This window comes from Clostridium sp. KNHs214 (genome assembly GCF_000744935.1).
Classification (GTDB): domain Bacteria; phylum Bacillota; class Clostridia; order Clostridiales; family Clostridiaceae; genus Haloimpatiens.
On record NZ_JQMW01000009.1, the window covers coordinates 26,883 to 50,129 of the forward strand.

Annotated in this window: 18 protein-coding genes and 22 tRNA genes; 37 read left to right on the forward strand and 3 right to left on the reverse strand. The window is 32.5% G+C overall.

Annotation, left to right across the window (positions count from 1 at the left end):
* The first annotated feature begins 256 nt into the window (after positions 1–256).
* Complete coding sequence (locus CC89_RS02685; RefSeq protein ID WP_035288797.1) at positions 257–1,207, forward strand: ROK family protein; 951 nt, start codon at positions 257–259, stop codon at positions 1,205–1,207.
* Positions 1,208–1,463: 256 nt separating this feature from the next.
* Here the strand turns inward: CC89_RS02685 and CC89_RS20325 are convergent, their stop codons facing one another.
* Positions 1,464–1,628: a hypothetical protein gene (locus CC89_RS20325; RefSeq protein ID WP_185750658.1), complete on the reverse strand. Its 165-nt coding sequence runs from the start codon at positions 1,626–1,628 to the stop codon at positions 1,464–1,466.
* Between the two features lie 575 nt (positions 1,629–2,203).
* Between CC89_RS20325 and CC89_RS02690 the strand changes: the two genes are divergently transcribed.
* The 9 genes from CC89_RS02690 to gatB all read left to right on the forward strand — a co-directional run bounded on the left by CC89_RS02690 (position 2,204) and on the right by gatB (position 15,369).
* The gene (locus CC89_RS02690) at positions 2,204–4,261 is read left to right on the forward strand and encodes a triple tyrosine motif-containing protein (protein WP_051931431.1); all 2,058 of its coding nucleotides are present in this window, start codon (positions 2,204–2,206) and stop codon (positions 4,259–4,261) included.
* A 65-nt stretch (positions 4,262–4,326) separates the two neighbouring features.
* A complete protein-coding gene (locus tag CC89_RS02695) occupies positions 4,327–5,016 on the forward strand; it encodes a lytic transglycosylase domain-containing protein (RefSeq protein WP_035288799.1) in 690 nt (229 codons plus the stop codon).
* 134 nt (positions 5,017–5,150) lie between these two features.
* The gene (locus CC89_RS02700; protein WP_035288801.1) at positions 5,151–5,879 is read left to right on the forward strand and encodes a pseudouridine synthase; all 729 of its coding nucleotides are present in this window, start codon (positions 5,151–5,153) and stop codon (positions 5,877–5,879) included.
* Positions 5,880–6,265: 386 nt separating this feature from the next.
* A complete protein-coding gene (locus CC89_RS02705) occupies positions 6,266–6,571 on the forward strand; it encodes a YerC/YecD family TrpR-related protein (RefSeq protein WP_035288803.1) in 306 nt (101 codons plus the stop codon).
* A 221-nt stretch (positions 6,572–6,792) separates the two neighbouring features.
* Positions 6,793–9,045, forward strand: coding sequence for a DNA helicase PcrA (gene pcrA, locus CC89_RS02710; protein ID WP_035288805.1), 2,253 nt, complete (start codon positions 6,793–6,795; stop codon positions 9,043–9,045).
* 179 nt (positions 9,046–9,224) lie between these two features.
* A complete protein-coding gene (gene ligA / locus CC89_RS02715) occupies positions 9,225–11,216 on the forward strand; it encodes an NAD-dependent DNA ligase LigA (RefSeq protein ID WP_035288807.1) in 1,992 nt (663 codons plus the stop codon).
* A 780-nt stretch (positions 11,217–11,996) separates the two neighbouring features.
* A complete protein-coding gene (gene gatC, locus CC89_RS02725; protein ID WP_035288811.1) occupies positions 11,997–12,284 on the forward strand; it encodes an Asp-tRNA(Asn)/Glu-tRNA(Gln) amidotransferase subunit GatC in 288 nt (95 codons plus the stop codon).
* Between the two features lie 184 nt (positions 12,285–12,468).
* Positions 12,469–13,923, forward strand: coding sequence for an Asp-tRNA(Asn)/Glu-tRNA(Gln) amidotransferase subunit GatA (gene gatA / locus CC89_RS02730; RefSeq protein WP_035288813.1), 1,455 nt, complete (start codon positions 12,469–12,471; stop codon positions 13,921–13,923).
* A 15-nt stretch (positions 13,924–13,938) separates the two neighbouring features.
* Positions 13,939–15,369, forward strand: coding sequence for an Asp-tRNA(Asn)/Glu-tRNA(Gln) amidotransferase subunit GatB (gene gatB, locus CC89_RS02735; protein WP_035288815.1), 1,431 nt, complete (start codon positions 13,939–13,941; stop codon positions 15,367–15,369).
* Positions 15,370–15,506: 137 nt separating this feature from the next.
* Here the strand turns inward: gatB and CC89_RS02740 are convergent, their stop codons facing one another.
* Positions 15,507–16,901 carry a hypothetical protein gene (locus CC89_RS02740; protein ID WP_035288817.1) on the reverse strand — a complete coding sequence of 465 codons (1,395 nt, stop codon included), beginning with the start codon at positions 16,899–16,901 and terminating at the stop codon, positions 15,507–15,509.
* 110 nt (positions 16,902–17,011) lie between these two features.
* Between CC89_RS02740 and CC89_RS02745 the strand changes: the two genes are divergently transcribed.
* From CC89_RS02745 to CC89_RS02860, 24 genes are all read left to right on the forward strand, one after another.
* Positions 17,012–17,617, forward strand: coding sequence for an XTP/dITP diphosphatase (locus CC89_RS02745; RefSeq protein WP_035288819.1), 606 nt, complete (start codon positions 17,012–17,014; stop codon positions 17,615–17,617).
* A 2-nt stretch (positions 17,618–17,619) separates the two neighbouring features.
* On the forward strand, positions 17,620–18,093 hold the full coding sequence (locus CC89_RS02750; RefSeq protein WP_035288821.1) for a metallophosphoesterase: 474 nt from the start codon (positions 17,620–17,622) through the stop codon (positions 18,091–18,093).
* Positions 18,094–18,215: 122 nt separating this feature from the next.
* A tRNA-Pro gene (locus CC89_RS02755) sits at positions 18,216–18,291 on the forward strand.
* Between the two features lie 8 nt (positions 18,292–18,299).
* Positions 18,300–18,373, forward strand: a tRNA-Gly gene (locus tag CC89_RS02760).
* 6 nt (positions 18,374–18,379) lie between these two features.
* Positions 18,380–18,456, forward strand: a tRNA-Arg gene (locus CC89_RS02765).
* A gap of 5 nt (positions 18,457–18,461) precedes the next feature.
* Positions 18,462–18,537: transfer RNA gene (locus CC89_RS02770), tRNA-Lys, on the forward strand.
* A 14-nt stretch (positions 18,538–18,551) separates the two neighbouring features.
* A tRNA-His gene (locus CC89_RS02775) sits at positions 18,552–18,627 on the forward strand.
* Between the two features lie 5 nt (positions 18,628–18,632).
* Positions 18,633–18,708: transfer RNA gene (locus CC89_RS02780), tRNA-Gln, on the forward strand.
* 4 nt (positions 18,709–18,712) lie between these two features.
* Positions 18,713–18,788, forward strand: a tRNA-Lys gene (locus CC89_RS02785).
* A gap of 5 nt (positions 18,789–18,793) precedes the next feature.
* Positions 18,794–18,877: transfer RNA gene (locus CC89_RS02790), tRNA-Leu, on the forward strand.
* A gap of 4 nt (positions 18,878–18,881) precedes the next feature.
* A tRNA-Gly gene (locus CC89_RS02795) sits at positions 18,882–18,957 on the forward strand.
* Positions 18,958–18,966: 9 nt separating this feature from the next.
* Positions 18,967–19,040, forward strand: a tRNA-Gly gene (locus CC89_RS02800).
* A 6-nt stretch (positions 19,041–19,046) separates the two neighbouring features.
* Positions 19,047–19,123, forward strand: a tRNA-Arg gene (locus CC89_RS02805).
* A 5-nt stretch (positions 19,124–19,128) separates the two neighbouring features.
* Positions 19,129–19,204 (forward strand) — tRNA-Lys (locus CC89_RS02810).
* Positions 19,205–19,224: 20 nt separating this feature from the next.
* A tRNA-Pro gene (locus CC89_RS02815) sits at positions 19,225–19,300 on the forward strand.
* An 8-nt stretch (positions 19,301–19,308) separates the two neighbouring features.
* Positions 19,309–19,382, forward strand: a tRNA-Gly gene (locus tag CC89_RS02820).
* Positions 19,383–19,388: 6 nt separating this feature from the next.
* A tRNA-Arg gene (locus CC89_RS02825) sits at positions 19,389–19,465 on the forward strand.
* 14 nt (positions 19,466–19,479) lie between these two features.
* Positions 19,480–19,555 (forward strand) — tRNA-His (locus CC89_RS02830).
* A 5-nt stretch (positions 19,556–19,560) separates the two neighbouring features.
* Positions 19,561–19,636, forward strand: a tRNA-Gln gene (locus CC89_RS02835).
* Between the two features lie 3 nt (positions 19,637–19,639).
* Positions 19,640–19,715: transfer RNA gene (locus CC89_RS02840), tRNA-Lys, on the forward strand.
* Between the two features lie 4 nt (positions 19,716–19,719).
* Positions 19,720–19,803: transfer RNA gene (locus CC89_RS02845), tRNA-Leu, on the forward strand.
* Between the two features lie 4 nt (positions 19,804–19,807).
* Positions 19,808–19,883, forward strand: a tRNA-Gly gene (locus CC89_RS02850).
* A 9-nt stretch (positions 19,884–19,892) separates the two neighbouring features.
* Positions 19,893–19,966, forward strand: a tRNA-Gly gene (locus tag CC89_RS02855).
* 55 nt (positions 19,967–20,021) lie between these two features.
* Positions 20,022–20,098: transfer RNA gene (locus CC89_RS02860), tRNA-Arg, on the forward strand.
* Positions 20,099–20,212: 114 nt separating this feature from the next.
* On the opposite strand, the gene CC89_RS19820 is transcribed toward CC89_RS02860, so the two are convergent.
* Positions 20,213–20,356, reverse strand: coding sequence for a hypothetical protein (locus CC89_RS19820; RefSeq protein WP_185750659.1), 144 nt, complete (start codon positions 20,354–20,356; stop codon positions 20,213–20,215).
* Positions 20,357–20,687: 331 nt separating this feature from the next.
* Between CC89_RS19820 and CC89_RS02865 the strand changes: the two genes are divergently transcribed.
* The 3 genes from CC89_RS02865 (at position 20,688) to CC89_RS02875 (ending at position 23,031) form a co-directional block, all read left to right on the forward strand.
* Positions 20,688–20,900: a hypothetical protein gene (locus CC89_RS02865; RefSeq protein WP_035288823.1), complete on the forward strand. Its 213-nt coding sequence runs from the start codon at positions 20,688–20,690 to the stop codon at positions 20,898–20,900.
* A 261-nt stretch (positions 20,901–21,161) separates the two neighbouring features.
* Entirely contained in the window at positions 21,162–21,374 is a 213-nt protein-coding gene (locus tag CC89_RS02870) for a hypothetical protein (RefSeq protein WP_035288825.1), read from the forward strand.
* Positions 21,375–21,684: 310 nt separating this feature from the next.
* Complete coding sequence (locus CC89_RS02875) at positions 21,685–23,031, forward strand: sigma-54 interaction domain-containing protein (RefSeq protein ID WP_286161290.1); 1,347 nt, start codon at positions 21,685–21,687, stop codon at positions 23,029–23,031.
* The last annotated feature ends 216 nt before the right edge of the window (positions 23,032–23,247 follow it).

Sequence of the window (23,247 nt, forward strand, 5' to 3'; positions counted from 1 at the left end):
TCAGATAAACGTAATGCTGAGGTGATTTTATATATAAGGTACATGAAAAGAAATAACAATTCAAATATACTAGCATACTGACTTGTTATTATTTGAATGTGCCTAAACAAAATTCTTATTTTCAGGAGGAGTTTTTTTACTTATATGAGCTTAGAAAATAATATTCATGGGTATGCTGCAGTTGTGTTTCCTTTGGTAGAAGGAGAAAATAGACTGTAGGCATCATGGCATAAATAAAAAAATAGGGGATGAGTACATGCGTATAGGTATTGATTTAGGTGGAACTAGTATAAAAGGTGGCATAGTGGATGAAAAGGGTAGTATACTTTTACAAAAAAGCTTGAAGACAATAAAAGGGAAAGATGAGAATGGAGATAAAATTTGTAATGGTATAATACAAATTATAAGGGAGCTTATTAAAGCAAAAAATGTATCAATCGATGAAGTAGAATTAATAGGTTTAGGAATTCCAGGAAATATAGATTATCAAAGGGGTATAGTAGGAAGGTGTGTAAACTTAGGCTGGGAAAATGTACATTTAGGCAGCATATTGGAAAAGGAATTTGGTAAAAGAGTCCTTATTGATAACGATGCAAATGTAGCTGCTGGTGCTGAATATTTATTTGGAAGCTCAAAAGATAATAAAATATCGCTTTTAGTAACTTTAGGAACTGGTGTAGGTAGTGGAGCTGTATTAAACGGAAAGATATACAGAGGGATAAATGGAGCTGCCATGGAATTAGGTCACACTATTGTTGGAGAAAACTTTTATAATTGCTCCTGTGGAAATAATGGATGTTTAGAAACATTTACTTCCGCAACAGCTATAATTAAGTATGCCATAAAATTAATAGAAGAAGGCAGAAAAACTATTATCACTGATAGTGTAAATGGAGAGTTACATAATATAGATGCAAAAATAGTTTTTGATGCGGCTAGAAAAGGCGATGGGGTTGCTTTGGAGGTATTAAATAGATTTATAAAATATTTAGCTATTGGTATAAATAATGCAATAAATATTTTAGACTTAGATTCAGTTGTAATAGGCGGAGGAGTGTCTGCAGGGTGTGATTTGTTTATAGATAAATTAGTAAGTGAGATAAATAAGATCAAGTTATATAAAGATACATCTCTTTGTACTATAAGAAAAGCTACTTTAGGAAACAGTGCTGGAATTATAGGCGCTGCTATGCTTGATAAGATATAATATAGAATTGAAAGGGTTAGGATTAGCATACAAAAGGTACAGAAAGAAAAGTTTTAAGTACATAAGAAGTATATAAGGTGGAGTGATTACTCTACCTTAGGCACGTTCAAATAAATAACAAGTCAGTATGCTAGTTTATTTTGTGTCATACTGCGTCAGCAGAACCCACCGATAGTTCTACTAGCGGCGGAAACTGCTTCCTTGTCTGACACAAAATATACCTGCATCTTTGACTTGTTATTTATTTTCATGTACCTTATTTAAATTCAGGCATATCTATTTCATCCTTTATGCCTTCTGGATATAATAAAGCGTTGTTGGTTCTTTCCATAATATTATAACCAAGTTTAGAAATTTGAACGTCTATATTTTTCTTTTTATAGGTATAGTCCGGATTGTAGTTTTCAAAATCCTTAATCATATTATCACTCTCCATACTTGTGAACTCACTCACCGCCTAAAATGTGGGAGCTTCCTGCTTTCTAGAGTTAGTAACATATACTCTTCATAGGCTTAACATCGGGTAGAACCAACCTTATATATACAGTTATCAAAGAACATTTATACAAGTGTATTATATACGTTTTTTATTAATAATATACTTGTAAGTTATGGTATTTTCAGAAGTGTATAGAACACTTCTGAAAATAGTGTTATCCATTGAGCTGTGGTATTAAGAAATTCATATACAATATATTGGTTTGAAATTTAATAGCAAACCAATGTGTTGTAGAATTTATTCTTAGTGCGGCAGCCCCATTTTCATGCAATAATATTAAAATAGTTGCTAAAATGCAAAATTTGTTAAAAAAATAAACTATAATATTCCTAAAAATTGAAGGGTTTATAGTAAATAAATTGAATATTACAATATAAACTATTAAAATTATTGTTATAAAATATATAAGTATAGTATAATATATTTATATACATAATATGGGTGAGCACTGTAAATTAGGCATATTTAATAATTGGTGGTATGATGGGGGATTGATTATGAACGAAATAAATATTAGGTGTAGTTTAGAAAGTCCTCAAGATAAGCAAAAGGATATATTACTTACAGTAGAAGGCGCAGAAGAAGAAAATTTACTTTATAAGTTTCTTATAGGTAGGGATGGTACGTGGAAAACACTGCGAGATTTTCAAAGCAATAATAATCTTTTGTGGTGTCCAGAAGAGGATGGAAAATACATAATAATGGTACAAGCTAAAAAGCAGGATAGTAGAAGTGGTTTTGATTATGTAAGTAAAATAGAGTACATTATAGGTGAAGATAAAGAAAGACTGATAAATGGTTTATATATAAATAAGGAAGATGTAAATTTAGGCGATAAAATAACTATTACTGTAGAAGGAACTAAAATTCCTTTAATGTATAGATATTGGATAAGAGAAGAGGATAAATGGGAATTAATAAAAGAATATTCACCAGAGAATATGTTAAATTGGACTGTTTTGAAGCCTGGTATACAGCAGGTATTAGTAGAATGTAAAAATTTAGATTCCGATAATAGTTGTGATGATTTTCAAACTGTGTCTTTTAAGGTAAGAGACATAAGAAAGCTTGAAATAACAGACTTTAAGTGTTTAACTAAAAATTTATTAAAGGGAAAAGAAATACTATTTCAAGTAAATGCTTCTTATGAAGATAGTAGAATGATTTTATATAAATTTGTAAAAATATATTCAGATGGAAATGTAAAATGTATTCAAGATTATTCTACTAAAAGAACTGTATCTTATACTGAAAATGAAGGTGGAGAATTTAAACTTTTATGTCTTGCTAAAGATATGTATTCCACAAAAGAATTTGATGATAGGGCTATCATACTTTATAAAGTTAAGCAATATGAAAAAATTAAAATACAGGCTTTTACTACAGATTTAAGTTCCCCTCAAATATGTGGTACAGATATAGAACTTAAAGCTATAGTTAAAGGTGGAGAAAATTTATTATATAGATTTAATATAAAGGGTCCGGAAAATAGGGATTCTGGGTATATTGAAAGTAATAAATATATATGGAAACCGGAGGAAATAGGAAATTATACTGTAGTGCTGTATGTAAAGGATGAAACCTTTGAAGGTGAATACGAGAGCAAAGAGAGTTTGGAGTTTAATATAGATGAAATAAGTGCGGAAGATGTAAAAATAGAAGATGTGATTTATGAAAAAAGAAATGCATATTTAAAAAAGCAAGTTATAAATGTACAAATAGAAGCTTCAGGTGGAATAGAACTTAAATACAGTTTCATTGTAAGAAAAGGCGCCAAGGAAGTTGAAAAAGTAAATTATGGAAGTTGTAATTGGGTGAATTTTACTCCAGAGGAATGTGGAATTTATGAGTTAGAAGTAAGAGTTAAGGATAAGTATTCTAGAAGAGAGTATGATACCCATGAAATAATTAATATGGAGGTGAAAGATTATTTACCAGCTAATATAGATTATGTTCTTACAGATCCAAGAGAATTCTATATGGTAGGAGATGAAATAAGATTAGAGGTTATATGTCCAGAGACACAGGATACTATGGTTAAATATATATTAAAAATAAATGGACATCCTGTGGAGGAAACAGATTATATATATAGTAAATTATATAAAATGTTGCCAAGATGCAAGGGTATTTATCAGTTAGATATATATGCAAAAAATATAAAGAGTACTGAAGAATATGACAGCAAAAAATCTATTAGAGTATGTGTAAATGATTGTTTCCCAGTAACTGACACAAAACTAAAAAGTAATAAATTATGCTTTAATATCAATGAATGTGTAACTTTTTCTGTTAGTAGTGAGGGTGGAAAAGATGTGGTATATGAATTTTATCTAATGGAAAAAGGAGAATGGAAGAGGGTTCAAAGATACAATAGAAAGGAATATTATAGTTTTATTCCTTTTTCACAGGGAATTTACAAAATATTAGTACTTTCAAAGAGTAGATATAAAAAACAGGCTTATGAGGATTATGATAGTTTTCAGTTTTTAGTTGAGGAGCCTAAAGAGCAGCATAAGATGGAAAAAAATGATGAGGTAGATGTGTATGTATAATTTCTGTATTAAGTTATGGGAGTTATTGTTCGAATATATAAGTAGTAGGAATACGAGGTGATTTTATGAGAATAGAAGATACACAAAATGTATTATTTATGAAAATGTTTATGGATAGCTTTAGCAATCAAATAGGAAAGGATTCTCCTGCATTTTCAGTTATGTTAGAAAGTATGTCTAAGGCTTTAGAGGGAAATGAAAGTTTTATTTCACAAGGAAATAGTTCACAAATCAAAAATATGTATAGTTCCGAAGGCTCTAGTATATTAAGCAAAGATATGCAAAATACAGTTAGTCAAATAAGAAATGAAATAAGTAGTGAGATGAGAAATGAAATAAAAGGTGGAAACTCATCAGATAAAATTAATAAAGCAATAAAAAATGCTGCCGCTAAATATGGTGTTGAAGAAAGTTTTATAAGGGCTGTTATAATGCAAGAGTCTTCTTTTGATCCATTATCAAAGTCTTCTGCTGGAGCAATGGGTCTTATGCAACTTATGCCTGGCACAGCAGCATCTTTGGGAGTTACAAATGCTTATGATATAGACCAAAATGTAGATGGAGGCACAAAATATTTAAAAGGATTATTAGAATCCTTTGGAAATTGTAAAGAGATGGCCTTGGCTGCATATAATGCAGGACCTAATGGAGTTAGACGAAGAGGTGTTACATCTCCAGGAGAAATATATAAGTTGCCTCGTGAAACTAGAGGTTATGTGGATAAAGTTATGAAATACTATAAGGGAGCTCTTTAGAACAATAGTTTCTTATAGGGTTGAATTATAAAGAATTTAATGCTAAAATTTTTTAATATGAATACATGTAAAAATGAAAGCCATAATATAATTATGACTTTTATTTTTTTCTAAAAAGTAAGGGGGAGATGAAATTGGAAAGATTGGATAAGGTTTTATCTAATTTAGGGTATGGAACGAGAAAAGAAATAAAATCTTTTGTAAAAAATGGTCTTGTGACAATAGATGGAAGTGTGATAAAAGATAATGGAATGAAAATAGATCCGGAAAAAAATAAAATCGTTGTAAATGGTGAGGAAGTAATATATAGAAAATACATATATCTTATGATGAATAAGCCAGATGGGGTGGTATCAGCTACTTTTGATAAATATGATGAAACTGTAGTAGATTTAATTAATCCAGAATATCAAATTTTTAATCCTTTTCCTGTGGGAAGATTGGATAAAGACACAGTGGGGTTATTGATTTTAACCAATGATGGTGAGTTAAATCATAAACTTATATCTCCTAAATACCATGTGGATAAAAAATATTATGCAGAGATAAATAAGCCACTGGATGAAAAAGATGTGGAGGCTTTTAAGGAGGGGATAGTTATAGATGATGGATATAAATGTATGCCAGCTAAACTGGAAATAATAAATTCCAGTGAGGATGGTGCCGAGTCCTATGTGACTATACAAGAAGGAAAATTCCATCAAGTAAAAAGAATGTTTCAGGCAATGGAAAAAGAAGTTGTGTTTTTAAAGAGAGTTTCCTTTGGTAGTTTAGTTTTAGATGAGAATTTATCAGAAGGTGAGTACCGAGAATTATCAGGAGAAGAGATAGATATATTGAAGAGTTGTAAAAACATTATATAGAATATGTAAAAAAATGAAGGATTTCATTTAATTTTAAAAATGTTTACAATTAATTCTGCAAACACTATTGCTTTTTTGTCTTTATTTTAATATAATAATATTGCAAGGATAAATGAAAAGATAAATAGCCCCCTTTTTATTTATCATCAAAACAGCCCCGCCCCAAGGGCTGTTTTTGTTTTATGTTTTATTTCTTAAATATTAGTTATGTAAGATTTATAAAATATATGTAATAATATAGGAAAAAATTAGATAGAATATTATACTAAATGACAGGAAAATTCAAATTCTCTAGGAGGGTTTGAATTTTTTATTAATTTAATAGATTAAAGTCGTACAAAATGGTAAAATATATATATGAATTATTACAGGGAGTGAGTAGCAATATGAGTGGGGAGTATATATCTAAATTAGAAAATGAAGAAATGGATTTTTTGTTTGACGCTATATTAAAGTTAGAAAACAGAGAAGAGTGCTATAGGTTTTTTGAAGATGTATGTACAATCAATGAAATAAAAGCCTTAGCACAGAGAATGCAGGTAGCAAAAATGTTGATGGAGAGAAGGACCTATTTAGATATTGCAGCAACTACAGGAGCAAGTACTGCTACTATAAGTAGGGTAAACAGATCATTAAACTATGGAAGTAACGGTTATAAATTAGCTTTTGATAAGTTGAATTGGAACCCTTAAAATCAAAACGGTTTAATTAACAGTACCTGTATGTGAGGCACGAGGATATCCCCAAAATTTTCAGGATTAAATCGTGCTTTTATTAATTTTAAGCTGATAATGTTTGATATAATGTAAAGATGTCTATTATAATAATATAAACAAAGTTCTTAGTTTTAGATGGGGTATTACAGTAAGTAGCCATGAGATAAACAAAGTTCTTTTTAATTAGGAGGTAGCAGATGGAATTAAAAAAACTTTTAAATAGAGAACAGTATGAAGCAGCCAGTACTATAAATGGCCCTCTTTTAATACTAGCAGGGGCTGGTTCGGGTAAAACTAGAGTATTGACCTATAGGATAGCTTATATGATCCAGGATTTAGATATATATCCTTCCAGCATATTAGCCATAACCTTTACCAACAAAGCTGCAGGAGAAATGAAAGAAAGAATAAAAGCTTTAGTAGGAGATGTGGTGGACAGCATGTGGGTTTCTACATTTCACTCTAGCTGCGTTAGGATTTTGAGAAGAGAGATAGACAAAATAGGCTATAATAAGAATTTTGCCATATACGATACATCAGACCAAAAGGTACTTATGAAAGAATGCATGAAAGAATTAAATATAAATGATAAGGATATAACTGATAGAGAAATTTTAGGCAAAATATCAGATCAAAAGAACAATTTGATTTCTGCTGAGCAGTTTAAAGCAGAAAATGAAAGAAATTATAAATTAAATAAGATAGCTGATGTATATTTGCTATATCAAAAGAAGCTAAAAAGTAACAATGCTTTGGATTTTGATGATTTGATTTTTAAAACTGTAGAATTATTAAAGAAACATAAGGATGTCTTGGAGTTCTATCAAAGAAAGTTTAAATATATAATGGTAGATGAATATCAAGACACCAATAGAGCACAGTATGAACTGGTAAAATTACTAGCAGCAGGTCATAGAAACATATGCGTGGTGGGGGATGATGATCAATGTATTTACCAGTGGAGGGGTGCAGATATAAGAAATATATTAGATTTTGAAAAAGACTATGCTGATGCTAAGGTGGTAAAGCTTGAGCAAAATTATAGATCTAAAGCTAATATACTAAATGCTGCCAATGAAGTTATAAGAAATAACGCTCAAAGAAAGAATAAAGTACTTAGGACAGAGATGGAAGATGGAGATAAAATAAACATATATAGAGCATATTCAGATATGGATGAAGGTATGTTTGTATGCAAAACTATAAAGAATATAATGAAAGAAAATGATAAAAGTTTTAAGGACTTTGCTATACTTTATAGAACCAATGCACAATCTCGTGTCTTTGAGGACATATTTATTAAAAATGCTGTACCATACAGAATAATAGGTGGATTAAAATTCTATGATAGAAAAGAAATAAAGGATATATTAGCTTACTTAAAACTTATAAACAACCCTGTGGATGATGTGAGCTTAAAGAGGATAATAAATGTACCTAAAAGAGCTATTGGGGATACTACAGTAGACAAAATACAACGCTTTGCAAATAGTATAGATGATTGTCTTTACAGCGTCATATTAGATGTGGAAAATGTGCCAGGATTAAGTTCAAGAAATATAACATCTATAAATAAATTTACAAGCCTTATAAATAGCTTCATAGCTAATAAAGATGAAATGATGGTTTCAGAGCTTATAGAGGAAATAATAGATAAAACAGGATATTTAGATTCCCTTCTAAAAACAAATACTATAGAGGATAAGGCTAGAATAGAAAACTTAAAGGAACTGGTTTCCGCTGCAGTAGAGTTTGAGAATACTTCAGAGGATAAAAGCTTATTTGCATTTTTAGAACAAGTTACTCTAGTTTCAGACATAGATAATTTTAATGAGGAAGCAGATTCCGTGGTGCTTATGACAGTACACAGTGCTAAGGGGCTTGAATTTCCAGTGGTGTTTATGGTTGGCATGGAAAATGGGGTATTTCCAGGGATGGCTTCATTAAATGATTTTAATGAAATGGAGGAATCTAGAAGGCTTTGTTACGTTGGAATAACAAGGGCTAAGGAGCAACTGTACATGACGTCGGCAGAAAGTAGAAGGGTATTTGGAAGAACTGTATGCTATGAGGAATCAGATTTTATAGCAGAAATACCACTAAAGTTAAGGGAAAGAGTAAATCTCCAAAACAATGATCCTAGAGTTATGGCCAGAAGAAGCGTGGATACAGGTCTTAGAAATAATCCTCATAGCCTTAGAAATTCTTTCAAATCATTTTCTAATTACTCATCTAGAGAAGATAGTAATGTATGGAATGAAAGTAATGAAGGGAAAGAAGCTAGTGAAAATGAGATAGTAGAAGGAAGAAAAGTTAAGCATTCTACTTTTGGGGTGGGTACTGTAGTAAGTAAAAAAGTTACTGATAGTGGAATTAAAATCACTGTGGTATTTGATAGCTATGGCATAAAGAATTTAATTTATAATAAATCCATATTAGAAATACTGTAAGGTACATGAAAAGAAATAACAAGTCGAAAATTCTAGTATATTTTGTGTCAGACAAGGAAACAGGTTCCGGCGCTACTAGGACTATTGGTGGGTTCTGCTGACGCAGTATGACGCAAAATATACTAGCATACTGACTTATTATTTATTTCAATGTGCCTAAGTGGTGTGAGGTGAAATTTTTGGACAAATATATTGAAAGAATAAAAGAATTAGTGCATGTACTAAATAAACATTCATATGAATATTATGTATTGGATAATCCAACGATATCAGATAAGGAATATGATGAAATTTATGATCAACTTGTAAAACTTGAAAAAGACACAGGATTTATATTGCCCTATTCTCCAAGTCAAAGGGTGGGAGATGGTATATTATCGGGATTTGAAAAGTATACTCATAGGGCTAAACTTTGGAGTCTTGATAAATCACAGGATATAAATGGTATAATTCAGTGGCATAATAGAAATAAGAAAGCTGTGGAAGAATACAATAGAACCCATGAAGAAAAACTACCTGAGTTAAAATATATAGTTACAAAGAAGTTTGATGGTCTTAGTGTGAATTTAACTTATGATGAAAGTGGTGTACTAAGTAAAGCAGCTACTAGAGGAACAGGGATAATAGGAGAAGATGTAACAGCCCAGGTAAAGACTATAAAATCAATACCTCTTAAAATTGATAATGGAGCAGTTGTAGAAATACATGGAGAAGCTATAATGACAAAAGAAGCTTTTGAGGAATATAATAAAAATGCCCAGGTTCCCCTTAAAAATTTAAGAAATGGGGCTGCTGGTGCTCTTAGAAATTTAAATTTAAAAGAAACCTCTAAAAGAAATCTTTCAGCTTTCTTCTATGATGTAGGATACAACGAAGGAAAAGCATTTGAAACCTATAGTGAAATGATGGATTTTATAAAGAAAAAGGGACTTCCTGTAGATGATTACATAAAGAAATGTGAAACTATAGAAGATATAAAAAGAGAAATAGAGTATATAAATAAAATTAGAGGGGAATTGAACTATGATATAGATGGAGCAGTTATAGCTATTGATAACATAAGAACTAGGGATGTGCTAGGCTACACAGTAAAATTCCCTAAGTGGGCTATAGCTTTTAAATTTGAAGCAGAGGAAGCCACCACTACTCTTTTGGATGTAGAATGGAATGTGGGTAGAAGCGGTAGGGTAAGCCCTACGGCTTTACTAGAACCAGTGGATATAGCAGGGGCAACGGTTAAAAGAGCCACATTGAATAACATGGATGATATAGAAAAAAAAGGTGTCAAAAAGGGCTGCAGAGTGTTTTTAAGACGTTCTAATGATGTTATACCAGAAATAATTGGTGTAGTAGAGGAGAGTCTAGAAGGAGCAGAAGATATAAAACCACCTGAAAAGTGTCCTTATTGCGGCAGTGAAGTTGTAAGAGACGGAGCACATTATTTTTGTGAAAATACACTGTCTTGCAAACCACAGTTAGTGAAGAGTATAGTTCATTTTGCTTCAAGAGAAGCTATGAATATAGAGGGATTTAGTGAAAAAACAGCAGAACAACTTTTTGAAAATCTAAACATCAAATCCATAAGTGATCTTTATAATGTAAAAAAAGAAGAATTGTTGACTTTAGAGAGATTTGGTGAGAAAAAGGCTCAAAATCTAATAGATTCAGTGGAAAAAAGTAAGAATCCTGATTTAGCTTCATTTATATATGCACTTAGTATACCTAATGTAGGTAAAAAAACTGCCACAGATTTAGCTAATACATTTAAGAATTTTGAAAGTTTTAAAAATGCTAAATTTGAAGAGCTGATCCAAATTCAAGATATAGGTGAAACCGTGGCTAAATGTATTGTAGACTTTTTTAGTGATTCATTGATAAGTAAAAGTGTAGATGAATTATTTAATGTTGGGATAAAACCTTATTTTGAAGATGTAAAAATAGAAGAAAATAATTTTAAGGATAAAACTATAGTGATAACGGGAAGTCTTCAAAAATATAGTAGAACAGAAATAAAAGACAAATTGGAGAATCTTGGAGCTAAAGTGTCATCAAGTGTTAGCAAAAAAACAGATTATGTTTTAGTGGGGGAAGCACCAGGATCTAAATATGAAAAAGCTTTAAACCTAGGAATTAAGATTATTACGGAAGAAGAGTTTGAAAAGTTAGTATAAAAGTGCTTAAAAAACTAAAAAAGTATAAAATAGCTTAATATAAATAAATTACCTTATTTACAAAAGACGAATAAACAGTTAATATAAATTGAATAATATAATTGAATGTAAATTTCGCATTGAATACTGATTATTGTAATCAATTATTTCACAGTCAGCAGTAATGCGAATTATAAATTACAATTAAGTTAATTTTAAAAGTAATTATGTAAGCGGAGGAAGAAAAATGAGGAAGGTAATTGATATTTTAGGATGGGTATGTGTTTTTATAACAGTAGTGGTTCTCGTCATAACGCTGTTAACTACATATCAATTTATATACCTAAGGCATTTTAATACTTACAGGATTATTCAACTGTGTATATTTTTCACGGCAATCACTTGGTCTATTAAGATGTTTATCCAAAAGCCGGACCATTCCAATATAATTTATCCTTTATTGTACATGCTTTTAGCAATGGGAACTATATTTTTTATGTATATTGGAGTGTATTAGTAGTTAATAGTTAATAGGTAATTTTATCCCTAGTCGTTGTGTATAAATTGCTAGTTTTATCTAAGATTAAACTAGCAATTTATACTTAAAGGCTGGGGATTTTGTTTAATGTAAAATAAGAATACACAATCCTAAAATTAATAGAGGATCATATATTAGATATTTGGAAATTTGTTAAAAAAAACAGGTATGTAAAAATAAAATTTTTGTGGTAAAATAGAAATGTTATGTTATATAATAATTAGATTGGTTATAATTAATACAAACAGGAAGTGAGGGATAATATGTCAGTTTCAAAAAAAGATGTTGAATATGTAGCAGAACTTTCAAGATTAAGTTTCAATGAAGAGGAAAAAGAAGCTCTTGTAATTGATTTAAATAATATCTTAAATTATATGGAACAGTTAAATGAATTAAATACAGATAATGTAGATATAGTGGTAAATCCTTACTATATGGAAAATAAATTTAGAGAAGATAAGGTTACGGAATCTATGGAGCTTAAGGATGTTTTAGAAAATGCTCCAGAAAAACTAGAGGAATATGTAATGGTTCCTAAGATAATAGAGTAAGGCACATTCAAATAAATAATAAGTCAGTATGCTAGTCTATTTTGCGTCATACTGCGTCAGCAGAACCCACCGATAGCCCTACTATCGGCGAAACCTGCTTCCTTGTCTGACACAAAATATACCAGCATCTTTGACTTGTTATTTCTTTTCATGTACCTGATAGCTTTAAATAAGGAGGTATATAATGGATTTTTATAAATTAAAAGCCCACGAGATAAAAAAATTAATAGAAGATAAAGAAGTAAAGGCTGAAGAAGTAACAGCAGCTTTTTTAAATAGAATAGATGAAGTGGATGAAAAAGTAGGAGCTTATCTTTATGTAGCTAAAGAAGAGGCTTTAAATAAAGCTAAAGAAGTAGATGAAAAATTGGCTAAGGGCGAAGAAGTAGGAAGTCTTGCAGGAGTGCCTGTAGCAGTAAAGGATAATATAAATGTAAGGGGAATGCAAAACACTTGTGCTTCTAAAATACTAGAAGGATATGTGGCTCCTTATGATGCCTTTGTAACAAAGAAATTAAAGGAAAGCAATGCTATTATATTAGGAAAAGCTAACATGGATGAGTTTGCTATGGGATCTTCTAATGAAAATAGTGCCTTTAAACCTGTTAGAAATCCATGGGATTTAACTAGAGTTCCAGGGGGATCTTCTGGTGGTTCTGCAGCTTCAGTAGCAGCCTTTGAGGCAGCTCTCTCTCTTGGAACAGAAACAGGGGGATCTGTAAGACAGCCAGCTTCTCTTTGTGGAATAGTTGGATTAAAGCCAACCTACGGAAGAATTTCAAGAAATGGAGTGGTAGCTTTTGGTTCCACTTTAGACCAAGTGGGAACTTTCGGAAGAGATGTACAGGATTGTGCACTTTTAACAGGAGCCATAGCAGGCCTTGATAGTGGAGATTTCACTACAGCAGATGTGAAGGTTCCAGACTATACAAAATTCCTTACAAAGGACATAAAAGGAACTAGAATAGGTGTGCCTACAGACTTTTTCCAGGGACTAGATGATAAAATAAGAAAAAAAATACAAGAATCTATAGGAGTATTAAAGGAAAACGGTGCTATAGTTGAAGAAATTTCACTTCCATTAGCAAAATACTCTTTAGCAGATTATTATATTATAGCTTGTGCAGAAGCTTCCTCAAACCTTGCTAGATTCGATGGTATTAGATATGGATATAGAGCTAAGGATTTTAAAGATTCTGTGGATATATACTTTAAATCTAGAACAGAAGGTTTTGGAGAAGAAGTGAAGAGAAGAATAATGCTTGGAACTTATGTGCTTTCAGCAGGATACTATGATGCATATTATAAAAAGGCATTAAAGGTAAGAAAACTTATAAAAGAGGAATTTGATAAAGTATTTAAAAACTATGATGCTATAATAACACCAACGTCACCTACTACAGCATTTAAAATAGGTGAGAAAACAAAGGATCTACTTTCAATGTACTTATCAGATATATACACAGTACCTGTTAATATGGCAGGAATACCAGCTATATCTGTACCTTGTGGCATGGTAGATGGACTTCCAGTAGGAATGCAAATTATGGGGAATTACTTTGAGGAAGAAAAATTATTTAAGTTAGCATATAGCTATGAACAGTCAACAGATTATCATAAGGAAATGCCAAGAGTATAAAGGAAGGTGAAAAACATGGAGTTTGAAGCAGTTATTGGACTAGAAGTTCACGTGGAACTTGCAACAAAGACAAAAATATACTGTGGTTGTACTACAGAATTCGGAGGGAAACCTAATACACATGTTTGTCCTATATGTATGGGACTTCCAGGTTCACTTCCTCAGCTTAATAAAAAGGTAGTAGAATACGGAATGAAGGCAGGAATTGCTTTAAATTGTTCTATAAATAAAGTAAACAGAATGGATAGAAAAAATTATTTTTATCCAGACTGTCCTAAAAATTATCAAATAACTCAAGATGAAATTCCTCTATGCTACGATGGATACATAGATATAGAATTAGACAATGGGGATAATAAAAGAATAGGACTAGAAAGAATTCATATAGAAGAAGATGCAGGAAAACTTCTACACACAAAATTAGGAACACTTGTGGATTATAATAGAGCTGGAATTCCATTGGCTGAAATAGTTTCAAAGCCAGATTTAAGAAGCCCTAGAGAAGCTGTATTATATCTTGAAAAATTAAAGAGTATATTACAAGCCACAGAAGTATCTGATTGTAAAATGGAGCAGGGTTCTTTAAGATGTGATGCTAATATATCCGTAAGAGAAAAAGGTGCAGAGAAGTTTGGTATAAGAACAGAGATAAAGAACATGAACTCTTTTAAAGCTTTAGAGAAAGCCTTAAACTATGAATTTGAAAGACAGACTAAGGCGGTTGAAAATGGCGAAGAGCTTAGAGTGGAAACAAGAAGATGGAATGAAACTAAAGGCATAACAGAAGTCATGAGAAGCAAAGAGGAGGCTAATGACTATAGATATTTCCCAGAGGGAGATTTAGTTACTATAAACATAGCTGACAGCTGGATAGAAAGAATTAAAGAAGAAATACCAGAGCTTCCTTATGCAAAGGTAGAAAGATTCTTAAAGGAATATGAGATCCCTAAATACGATGCAGAAGTAATAGTGTTAGCCATGAATATGGCTGATTTCTTTGAAGAAGCTGCAAAGGAAAGTTGCGATGCTAAAGCTGCATCTAACTGGATAATGGGCGACATATCAAGACTTATGAATGAAGAGCTTTTAGAAGCGAAGGATCTTAAATTTAATCCAATGCAATTAGCGGAACTTATAAAACTTATAAACGCTAAAACTATATCTAATGCTATAGGAAAAACGGTACTGGAAGAAATGTACAAAACAGGAAAAAATCCTAAGCAAATAGTAGAAGAAAAGGGATTAGTTCAAAATAGTGACGAAGGAGCTATACTAGAAGTTGTTAAGCAGGTTTTAAAAGATAATCCTAAGTCTATAGAAGATTATAAGAATGGTAGAACTAGAGTTACTGGATTCTTAGTTGGTCAGGTTATGAAAGCCTCAAGAGGAAAGGCAAATCCTGAAATAGTTAATAAATTAGTAAATGAAGAAATAGTGAAACTATAGAAGAACTAAACAAAGTTAAGAAAAAGGGCCTACAAATTTTATTTTGTGGCCCTTTAAAAAATTGTTAGGGTATTAGGCACATTCAAATAAGATACATGAAAAGAAATAACAAGATTATTTGAATGTGCCTAAATTCTTTAATGGTTATTATCCTTTAAGATATTATGAATATAAAGAATAATAAAGAATATGCACATATTAGGTTCACTATAAAAAGAAAGTTTTTTCTGTTTAAAACATTCTTTCTTTTTATTAAACTCTATACTTTTAACAAAAATAGGGGCATACTGAGTATTTTCTGGTGTGGATATATTAGGCATTATAAAGTATTGTTCCTCTAATAAATCCTCAGACTTAAGTGAAAAGTTTTTATACCTTTCTACATCATCTAAATTTGGGGCTTCAGGCCAGCTTAAAATTACACCAGAGTTTACTAGTTGATATTTAAATATATTATGAAGTATAGAATTATATTCCTTAAAATCTTTTATTGTAGATTGAATCAATAGGCAATTTAAATATAATATGATTTCTAAAGAAGAAAATGTATTTTTTTTATCATCAGTTGAATAATAGAATATACCTAAGTTTTCATCGTATAATTTTATTAGGTCATGAAAGATTTTTTCACTTAATTCTTGGAATTTTATAACAGGCATAAATTTATTTATAGAGGTTAAGTTTATAAATAAAAGAGATTTTTCCTCTATAGGTTTTTTAATCTCCTCTAAAGCTGTGTTTTCGTATTTATTTAGCAATAGGTCACACACATCTAAAAGCAGTAATTTAGCATTTTCCTCTTTAGAATAATGATAAAATACGTTTAGACCAAAACAAATTTTATTTAATTCTTCTAAGGATAAAGTATATAAATCATCTTTAAATTCTAAGAACATTTTTAGTATATCCAGTGAAAATTTTTTGAAGTCTTCACTATATTTGTCTCCATAACAGGAGTATTTATAGTAAGCGGCCATAAATAGAGCTTGATCTGAAAATTTGAATTTTTTATTTTTATCTTCAAATACTATATTTTCAGAGAATGTTTCTGTAGAATCTATTTTATTTACAAACACACCTTCTGGATTTCTAAGATAAGAAGCATAAAATAAAAGTTGATTTCTACATATGGACATATATAATTTATAGTACAAGTATTTATCTTTACATATGTTTTCAAAATTCTTGTAGTGATCCAGTAATTCTAGAAGACAAAGGGTCATAAAGGCATTGGAAGAGGGGGGTACTTCTTTTTTAAACTTTTCCTCATTCCACATTAAATTTCCATATTCCTCTACTAATTTAGAATCTGCTTTTTTATAGATGCATAGTAGTGGAGAAAATCCTTTAATTATGTTAATATCGTTATTAGAAAAAGAGTTGTCCTTTAAATCTTCTAAGGGAATTGCAATTCCACATTTTGAATTTAAAACTATATGTTTTAATGATTCCTTAGAAAGGTGAAAGAGTTCGCTGATAATACTATCTTTATTGATACTACTTATCCTTAAAAAAGGACCAATATATTTCAAAATATATACACCACCTAAAATTAATCCTTATAAGAATATATGAAAGTTTGCTGCAAATATTGCTTGTTTATTAAAAAAAGATTAAATAAACTTAAGGAGTGAATTATAAAGTGAAAAGATTGGTAGTAGCTAGTAATAATGAACATAAAATTGAAGAAATAAAAAATATACTTTCTAAATTTGATTTGGAAGTTTTATCTCTAAAGGAAGTAGGAATAAATATTGATATAGAAGAAACAGGAACTACATTTATGGAAAATGCTTATATAAAGGCAAGTGAAATATATAAAATAGTAGAAGATGCTATGGTTTTAGCTGATGATTCAGGATTAATGGTGAATGCGTTAGGTGGAGCACCAGGTGTATATTCAGCACGTTTTGCAGGAGAGCATGGAAACTATAAAAAGAACAATGAGAAGCTTTTAGAAATGTTAAAAGGTATAAAGTATGAAGATAGAAAAGGTAAATTCGTATGTGCAATGGTTTTAATACTAGGAGAAGATAGAACTATAAAAGTTCAAGGAGAAGTGAATGGTTTTATTGTAGAAAATCAAGCTGGAGAAAATGGATTTGGATATGACTCGTTGTTTTACATACCAGAATATAATATGACTTTTGCTCAAATGGATGGGGAAATAAAGAATAAAATAAGCCATAGAGCTAGAGCTTTAAGAGAACTTGAAGATAACGTAAGAATTGCAATGCAGGGGGAATAAGAGTGAAAATAGGCATTATAAGTGATACACATAGAAATTTAACTTGCATAAGTAAATTAGAGGATATATTTAAAGGAACTGATATGATAATACATTTAGGTGACAATGTTAAAGATGTAGATGAAATATCTAGTCATTTCAAATGCCCACTTATAAGTGTAAGAGGAAATTGTGATTTTACCAATAAGGTACCTGATGAAATAGCAAAAGAAATAGGTGGAAAAAGGTTTTTTATAACCCATGGACATAAATATGATGTTAAGTGGGGAATAGATAAATTAAGATATAGAGCACTAGAATTACAAGCAGATATAGTGTTATTTGGACACACTCATTGTTCCATGAATCAATGCATTGAAGGTATATGGTATGTAAATCCAGGAAGCCCATCTTTGCCTAGGGATGCCAGTAAAACCGTAGCCGTTATGACAATTGAGGGTGATAAGGTAGATATATCCATAATGGGAATAAACTAAAAAACACAAAAAAAATTCTAAAAAGGTATTGACGAAATAGACAGTATAGTGTAGAATAATCATTGTCGTCGGGAACAAAACATCTGAAATGAAAAAGATGAAGTTTTCATAGACAGTGATTTCGGGGTGTGGCGCAGATGGGAGCGCGCGTGGTTTGGGACCATGAGGTCGCAGGTTCAATCCCTGTCACCCCGACCACAAAACCTGCGGGTGTTGCTCAATGGTAGAGCGCCAGCCTTCCAAGCTGGACACGAGGGTTCGATTCCCTTCACCCGCTCCAGGATATGCGTCTTTAGCTCAGTTGGATAGAGCAACGGCCTTCTAAGCCGTGTGCCGGGGGTTCGACTCCCTTAAGACGCACCAAAAGTGTGCCATTAGCTCAGTTGGTAGAGCACCTGACTCTTAATCAGGGTGCCCAGGGTTCGAATCCCTGATGGCGCACCATTTATTTAAATATGGTGGATGTAGTTCAGCTGGTAGAGCACCAGATTGTGGCTCTGGGTGTCGTGGGTTCGAATCCCATCATTCACCCCATATATTGGGATGTCGCCAAGTGGTAAGGCACTAGACTTTGACTCTAGCATTCCGTAGGTTCGAATCCTGCCATCCCAGCCAAAATGATCTACTAGCTCAGTCGGTAGAGCACATGACTTTTAATCATGGTGTCCGGGGTTCGATTCCCCGGTAGATCACCAAAAATGCAGGTGTGGCGGAATTGGCAGACGCACTAGACTTAGGATCTAGCGCCTACGGCGTGGGGGTTCGACTCCCTTCACCTGCACCAATAAGCGGAAGTGGCTCAGCTGGTAGAGCGCCACCTTGCCAAGGTGGATGTCGCGGGTTCGAGTCCCGTCTTCCGCTCCAATAAAACCTGCGGGTGTTGCTCAATGGTAGAGCGCTAGCCTTCCAAGCTAGACACGAGGGTTCGATTCCCTTCACCCGCTCCAGGATATGCGTCTTTAGCTCAGTTGGATAGAGCAACGGCCTTCTAAGCCGTGTGCCGGGGGTTCGACTCCCTTAAGACGCACCAAAAGTGTGCCATTAGCTCAGTTGGTAGAGCACCTGACTCTTAATCAGGGTGCCCAGGGTTCGAATCCCTGATGGCGCACCATTTTTATAAAAATACAATTTCGGGGTGTGGCGCAGATGGGAGCGCGCGTGGTTTGGGACCATGAGGTCGCAGGTTCAATCCCTGTCACCCCGACCACAAAATTTGCGGGTGTTGCTCAATGGTAGAGCGCCAGCCTTCCAAGCTGGACACGAGGGTTCGATTCCCTTCACCCGCTCCAAGATGTGCGTCTTTAGCTCAGTTGGATAGAGCAACGGCCTTCTAAGCCGTGTGCCAGGGGTTCGACTCCCTTAAGACGCACCAATTATTTAAATATGGTGGATGTAGTTCAGCTGGTAGAGCACCAGATTGTGGCTCTGGGTGTCGTGGGTTCGAATCCCATCATTCACCCCATATATTGGGATGTCGCCAAGTGGTAAGGCACTAGACTTTGACTCTAGCATTCCGTAGGTTCGAATCCTGCCATCCCAGCCAAATGATCTACTAGCTCAGTCGGTAGAGCACATGACTTTTAATCATGGTGTCCGGGGTTCGATTCCCCGGTAGATCACCAAAATGCAGGTGTGGCGGAATTGGCAGACGCACTAGACTTAGGATCTAGCGCCAACGGCGTGGGGGTTCGACTCCCTTCACCTGCACCAATAAGCGGAAGTGGCTCAGTTGGTAGAGCGCCACCTTGCCAAGGTGGATGTCGCGGGTTCGAGTCCCGTCTTCCGCTCCAACAAAACCTGCGGGTGTTGCTCAATGGTAGAGCGCCAGCCTTCCAAGCTGGACACGAGGGTTCGATTCCCTTCACCCGCTCCAAATGCGCCTTTGATTTAACAATTAAAGGCGCATTATTAATGAAGAGATATTTGTTGCGCCCATAGCTCAGTTGGATAGAGTGACAGACTTCGAATCTGGAGGTCGAGGGTTCGAATCCCCCTGGGCGCACCATGTAAGGCAAAAACGTAGGGCACCTGTATCAAGGCTTTAGGAGATTTAGTAGATTCCTTAAAGCCTTCTTTTTTTACCGATATTTTTAAAACGGCGGCAAAAATAAATAAAAAATTAAATAGACAGTATTTTATCTATTTTTTTAGCAACTTCTTTTTGCATATCTGGTAGGACGTGTGAGTAAGTATCTAGTGTCATAGACACAGTGGTATGTACTAACCTTTCAGCAACTACTTTGGGGTTTACTCCAGCTTTCAAATTTTCTTTTAAGTATATGATCCTTTAGATAGTTTTTTAATAGTGCTATTTCAAAGTCAATGAATACTTCTATTTTTATTTCTTCCTTTTGAGATTCGCCAGGAATTCAATAGGTCTTAAAGGTGATGCATTAAAAGTAGGTAAGCATTGGTAGATATTTGGTGTGTCCTTTCTGTTGTAGTAAGAGAATTAATAGAGAAAGATAAAGGATAGTTTACAGAGAGAGCATATAAAAAAGTTAATAGGGCGTTAAGGCAGAAATAGAAACTGTTATAAAAAGAGGGTAATACTCCTAATATGTAGAAGTGCTTATATTGAAGGAGGAATTGATATGAGTGATAATGCAACAGAACAGTTAGGTGCTTTTTTTAGTCAAAATACTTATAGACTTGAAACAGTAATTAAGCTATTAGTAAACAAAAATATTATAACCAAAGAAGAATTTAATAAAATGGCTAATGACATTCTAGAATCCAAAAAGAAACAGCCAAAAACAAAAACTGACATAGTAGATAAATTAAAAGACAGGGTGTTTTTAAAGTAAAAAAGAAAATATTTAAAATGGAGTTGGTAAGGAAATTAACTGAAATGTTAAATTAAGATTTTTATACATGGATATGTGACGTTGAATGGTAATAGTAGAATAATCTACAGTAAGAACTCTAAAAATTATAAAGTGTTTAACAAAAATGCTTGCATAAAAAGACAATTATTGTTATTATATATGTATAAATTTGGTATGAAAGGTTATAAAATGGAAAGGTGGTTTCATATCAAAAAATAAAGAAGAACGGGGAAGGTTGCTATGAAATTAAATTTACAGAAACAAGAAGTCCTAAATATTTTAAAAGCTATAAGAAGTGAAAGAGCAGCAGCTAAGGAGTATTATGATGAACATAAGGAAGAGGAGAAAAGGGTTGGCGTAGCTTCACCGGAAGAATGGAAAGACATATATAATTCAATAATTAGTCAAGCTCATGAAGAGGACGAGCTTACTATGATTGAACTTATGAAATAAGTCCTAAGCCTTAGGGCTTGGGCTTATTGCTTATTTTTTTATACAAAACAATAAGCCGCACATTAATGTACGACTTAATTTTTCAATTAACAGATTAAACAGAAAGGATCATATCCATATCCTAATTATAATTTTAAATCTTCTATATTGCAACAATAATTAGTAAATTCAGCTATTCAAAAAGACGATAGAATAGAGTTAATCAATAGACTAAGCAAATACAACTAAGAATAAACTATAAAAGAGGAGAAATGATAGGTTCACAGAATATATAAATTGAAGATAAAATAGTCTATTGAGGGTGATGGGTATGGATAAAAATAATAGGCAGTTACTACAGACGGTTTTAGATGTAGCTTATGATGGTATTGTAGTTGTGGATAAGGAAGGATATATTACCATGATGAATAAAGCCTACAGAGAATTTTTAGGAGTAAAAAAGGCTGTAGGCAGACACGTAACGCAGGTTATAGAAAATACTAGATTGCACTTGGTATCGAGAACGGGAAAAGAGGAGATCGGTGAACTTCAGGAAATAAAAGGAAGGTATATTGTAGCCACCCGCTTTCCTATAATAAAAAATGGAGAAATTCAAGGTGCTATAGGGAAAGTGCTATTTAGAAATGTAAAAGAACTTAATGATATATATAATAGAATAAATAAAATGGAAAAAGAAATAAACAATTATAGAGGAAAGCTAAGTTCTTTAAATAGAGCAGTATATTATTTTAATGACATAATTGGCTCTAGTGAGGCAATTAATGAAACAAAATTACTTTGTAGCAGGGTGGCAAAGACTAATTCTAACGTTTTACTGTCAGGGGAAAGTGGCACAGGGAAAGAACTATTTGCACATGCTATACATAATGAGAGTAATAGAAAATATGCCCCTTTTGTGAAGGTTAATTGTGCAGCTATTCCTATGGATCTTTTGGAATCAGAGTTGTTTGGTTATGAAAAAGGGGCTTTTACAGGAGCTGCTAATGGAGGAAAGATAGGAAAATTTGAGATGGCTCATGGAGGAAGTATATTTTTAGATGAAATAGGTGATATGCCATTTCATATGCAGGTGAAGCTCTTAAGGGTAATACAAGAAAAAGAAGTGGAAAGAATAGGCTCAATGGGGCCTAAAAAGGTGGATATAAGAATAATATGTGCTACCAATCAGGATTTAGAGAAATTTGTTAAAGAGGGTAAGTTTAGAGCAGATTTATATTATAGGCTTAATGTGGTAAATATAAAGATTCCTTCTCTAAGAGAAAGAGGAGGGGATATAGTTGAATTAACGGATTTTCTAATTAAAAAAATATGTAGTGATTTAAATAAAACTATAAAAGGTATTTCAAATGAAGGTATGGAGAGCTTAAAAGCTTATTATTGGCCTGGAAATGTAAGGGAATTAGAAAATTCCATAGAAAGAGCTATTAACCTTTTAGAAGAAAATCAGCTAATACATTCAAGTCATTTGCCAAAAGAAATAACTGGTAAGTCAGAAGAGAAAATAGTGACTTTAGAGCAGTGTGTGTTCGAAGCAGAAAGAAAAGCTATTATAAATGCTTTAAAGGTTTATAGTGGTAATAGAAGTAGAACTGCAAAGGCTTTAGGCATAAGCAGATCCACTCTATATGAAAAAATGGATAAGTATAAAATTCTGTAATATAAGACTGCTATGTTAAAGATTTAAAATTAGAGATTCAAACTTAGGGTATAAAATTAGCCACTATAAAGCTTTATAAAAATAGTGTAAATTTAACCAAGAATTCCTAATTAGTTGTAAGTAAATGAGGGAGATTTCACTGTGTGTACAATAAATAGTACAAGGAAAGGTATGATAAGATGAAATTGTACGAAATTTGCTACAGTTTTATTGAAT

Bases quoted from the DNA above. Each gene is read 5' to 3' on its own strand.
- CC89_RS02870 (WP_035288825.1), top strand. From the start codon at position 21,162: ATGAAATTAAATTTACAGAAACAAGAAGTCCTAAATATTTTAAAAGCT.
- CC89_RS02685 (WP_035288797.1), top strand. From the start codon at position 257: ATGCGTATAGGTATTGATTTAGGTGGAACTAGTATAAAAGGTGGCATA.
- gatA (WP_035288813.1), top strand. From the start codon at position 12,469: ATGGATTTTTATAAATTAAAAGCCCACGAGATAAAAAAATTAATAGAA.
- gatB (WP_035288815.1), top strand. From the start codon at position 13,939: ATGGAGTTTGAAGCAGTTATTGGACTAGAAGTTCACGTGGAACTTGCA.
- pcrA (WP_035288805.1), top strand. From the start codon at position 6,793: ATGGAATTAAAAAAACTTTTAAATAGAGAACAGTATGAAGCAGCCAGT.
- CC89_RS02875 (WP_286161290.1), top strand. From the start codon at position 21,685: ATGGATAAAAATAATAGGCAGTTACTACAGACGGTTTTAGATGTAGCT.
- CC89_RS02695 (WP_035288799.1), top strand. From the start codon at position 4,327: ATGAGAATAGAAGATACACAAAATGTATTATTTATGAAAATGTTTATG.
- CC89_RS20325 (WP_185750658.1), bottom strand. From the start codon at position 1,628: ATGATTAAGGATTTTGAAAACTACAATCCGGACTATACCTATAAAAAG.
- CC89_RS02690 (WP_051931431.1), top strand. From the start codon at position 2,204: ATGAACGAAATAAATATTAGGTGTAGTTTAGAAAGTCCTCAAGATAAG.
- CC89_RS02865 (WP_035288823.1), top strand. From the start codon at position 20,688: ATGAGTGATAATGCAACAGAACAGTTAGGTGCTTTTTTTAGTCAAAAT.
- gatC (WP_035288811.1), top strand. From the start codon at position 11,997: ATGTCAGTTTCAAAAAAAGATGTTGAATATGTAGCAGAACTTTCAAGA.
- CC89_RS02705 (WP_035288803.1), top strand. From the start codon at position 6,266: ATGAGTGGGGAGTATATATCTAAATTAGAAAATGAAGAAATGGATTTT.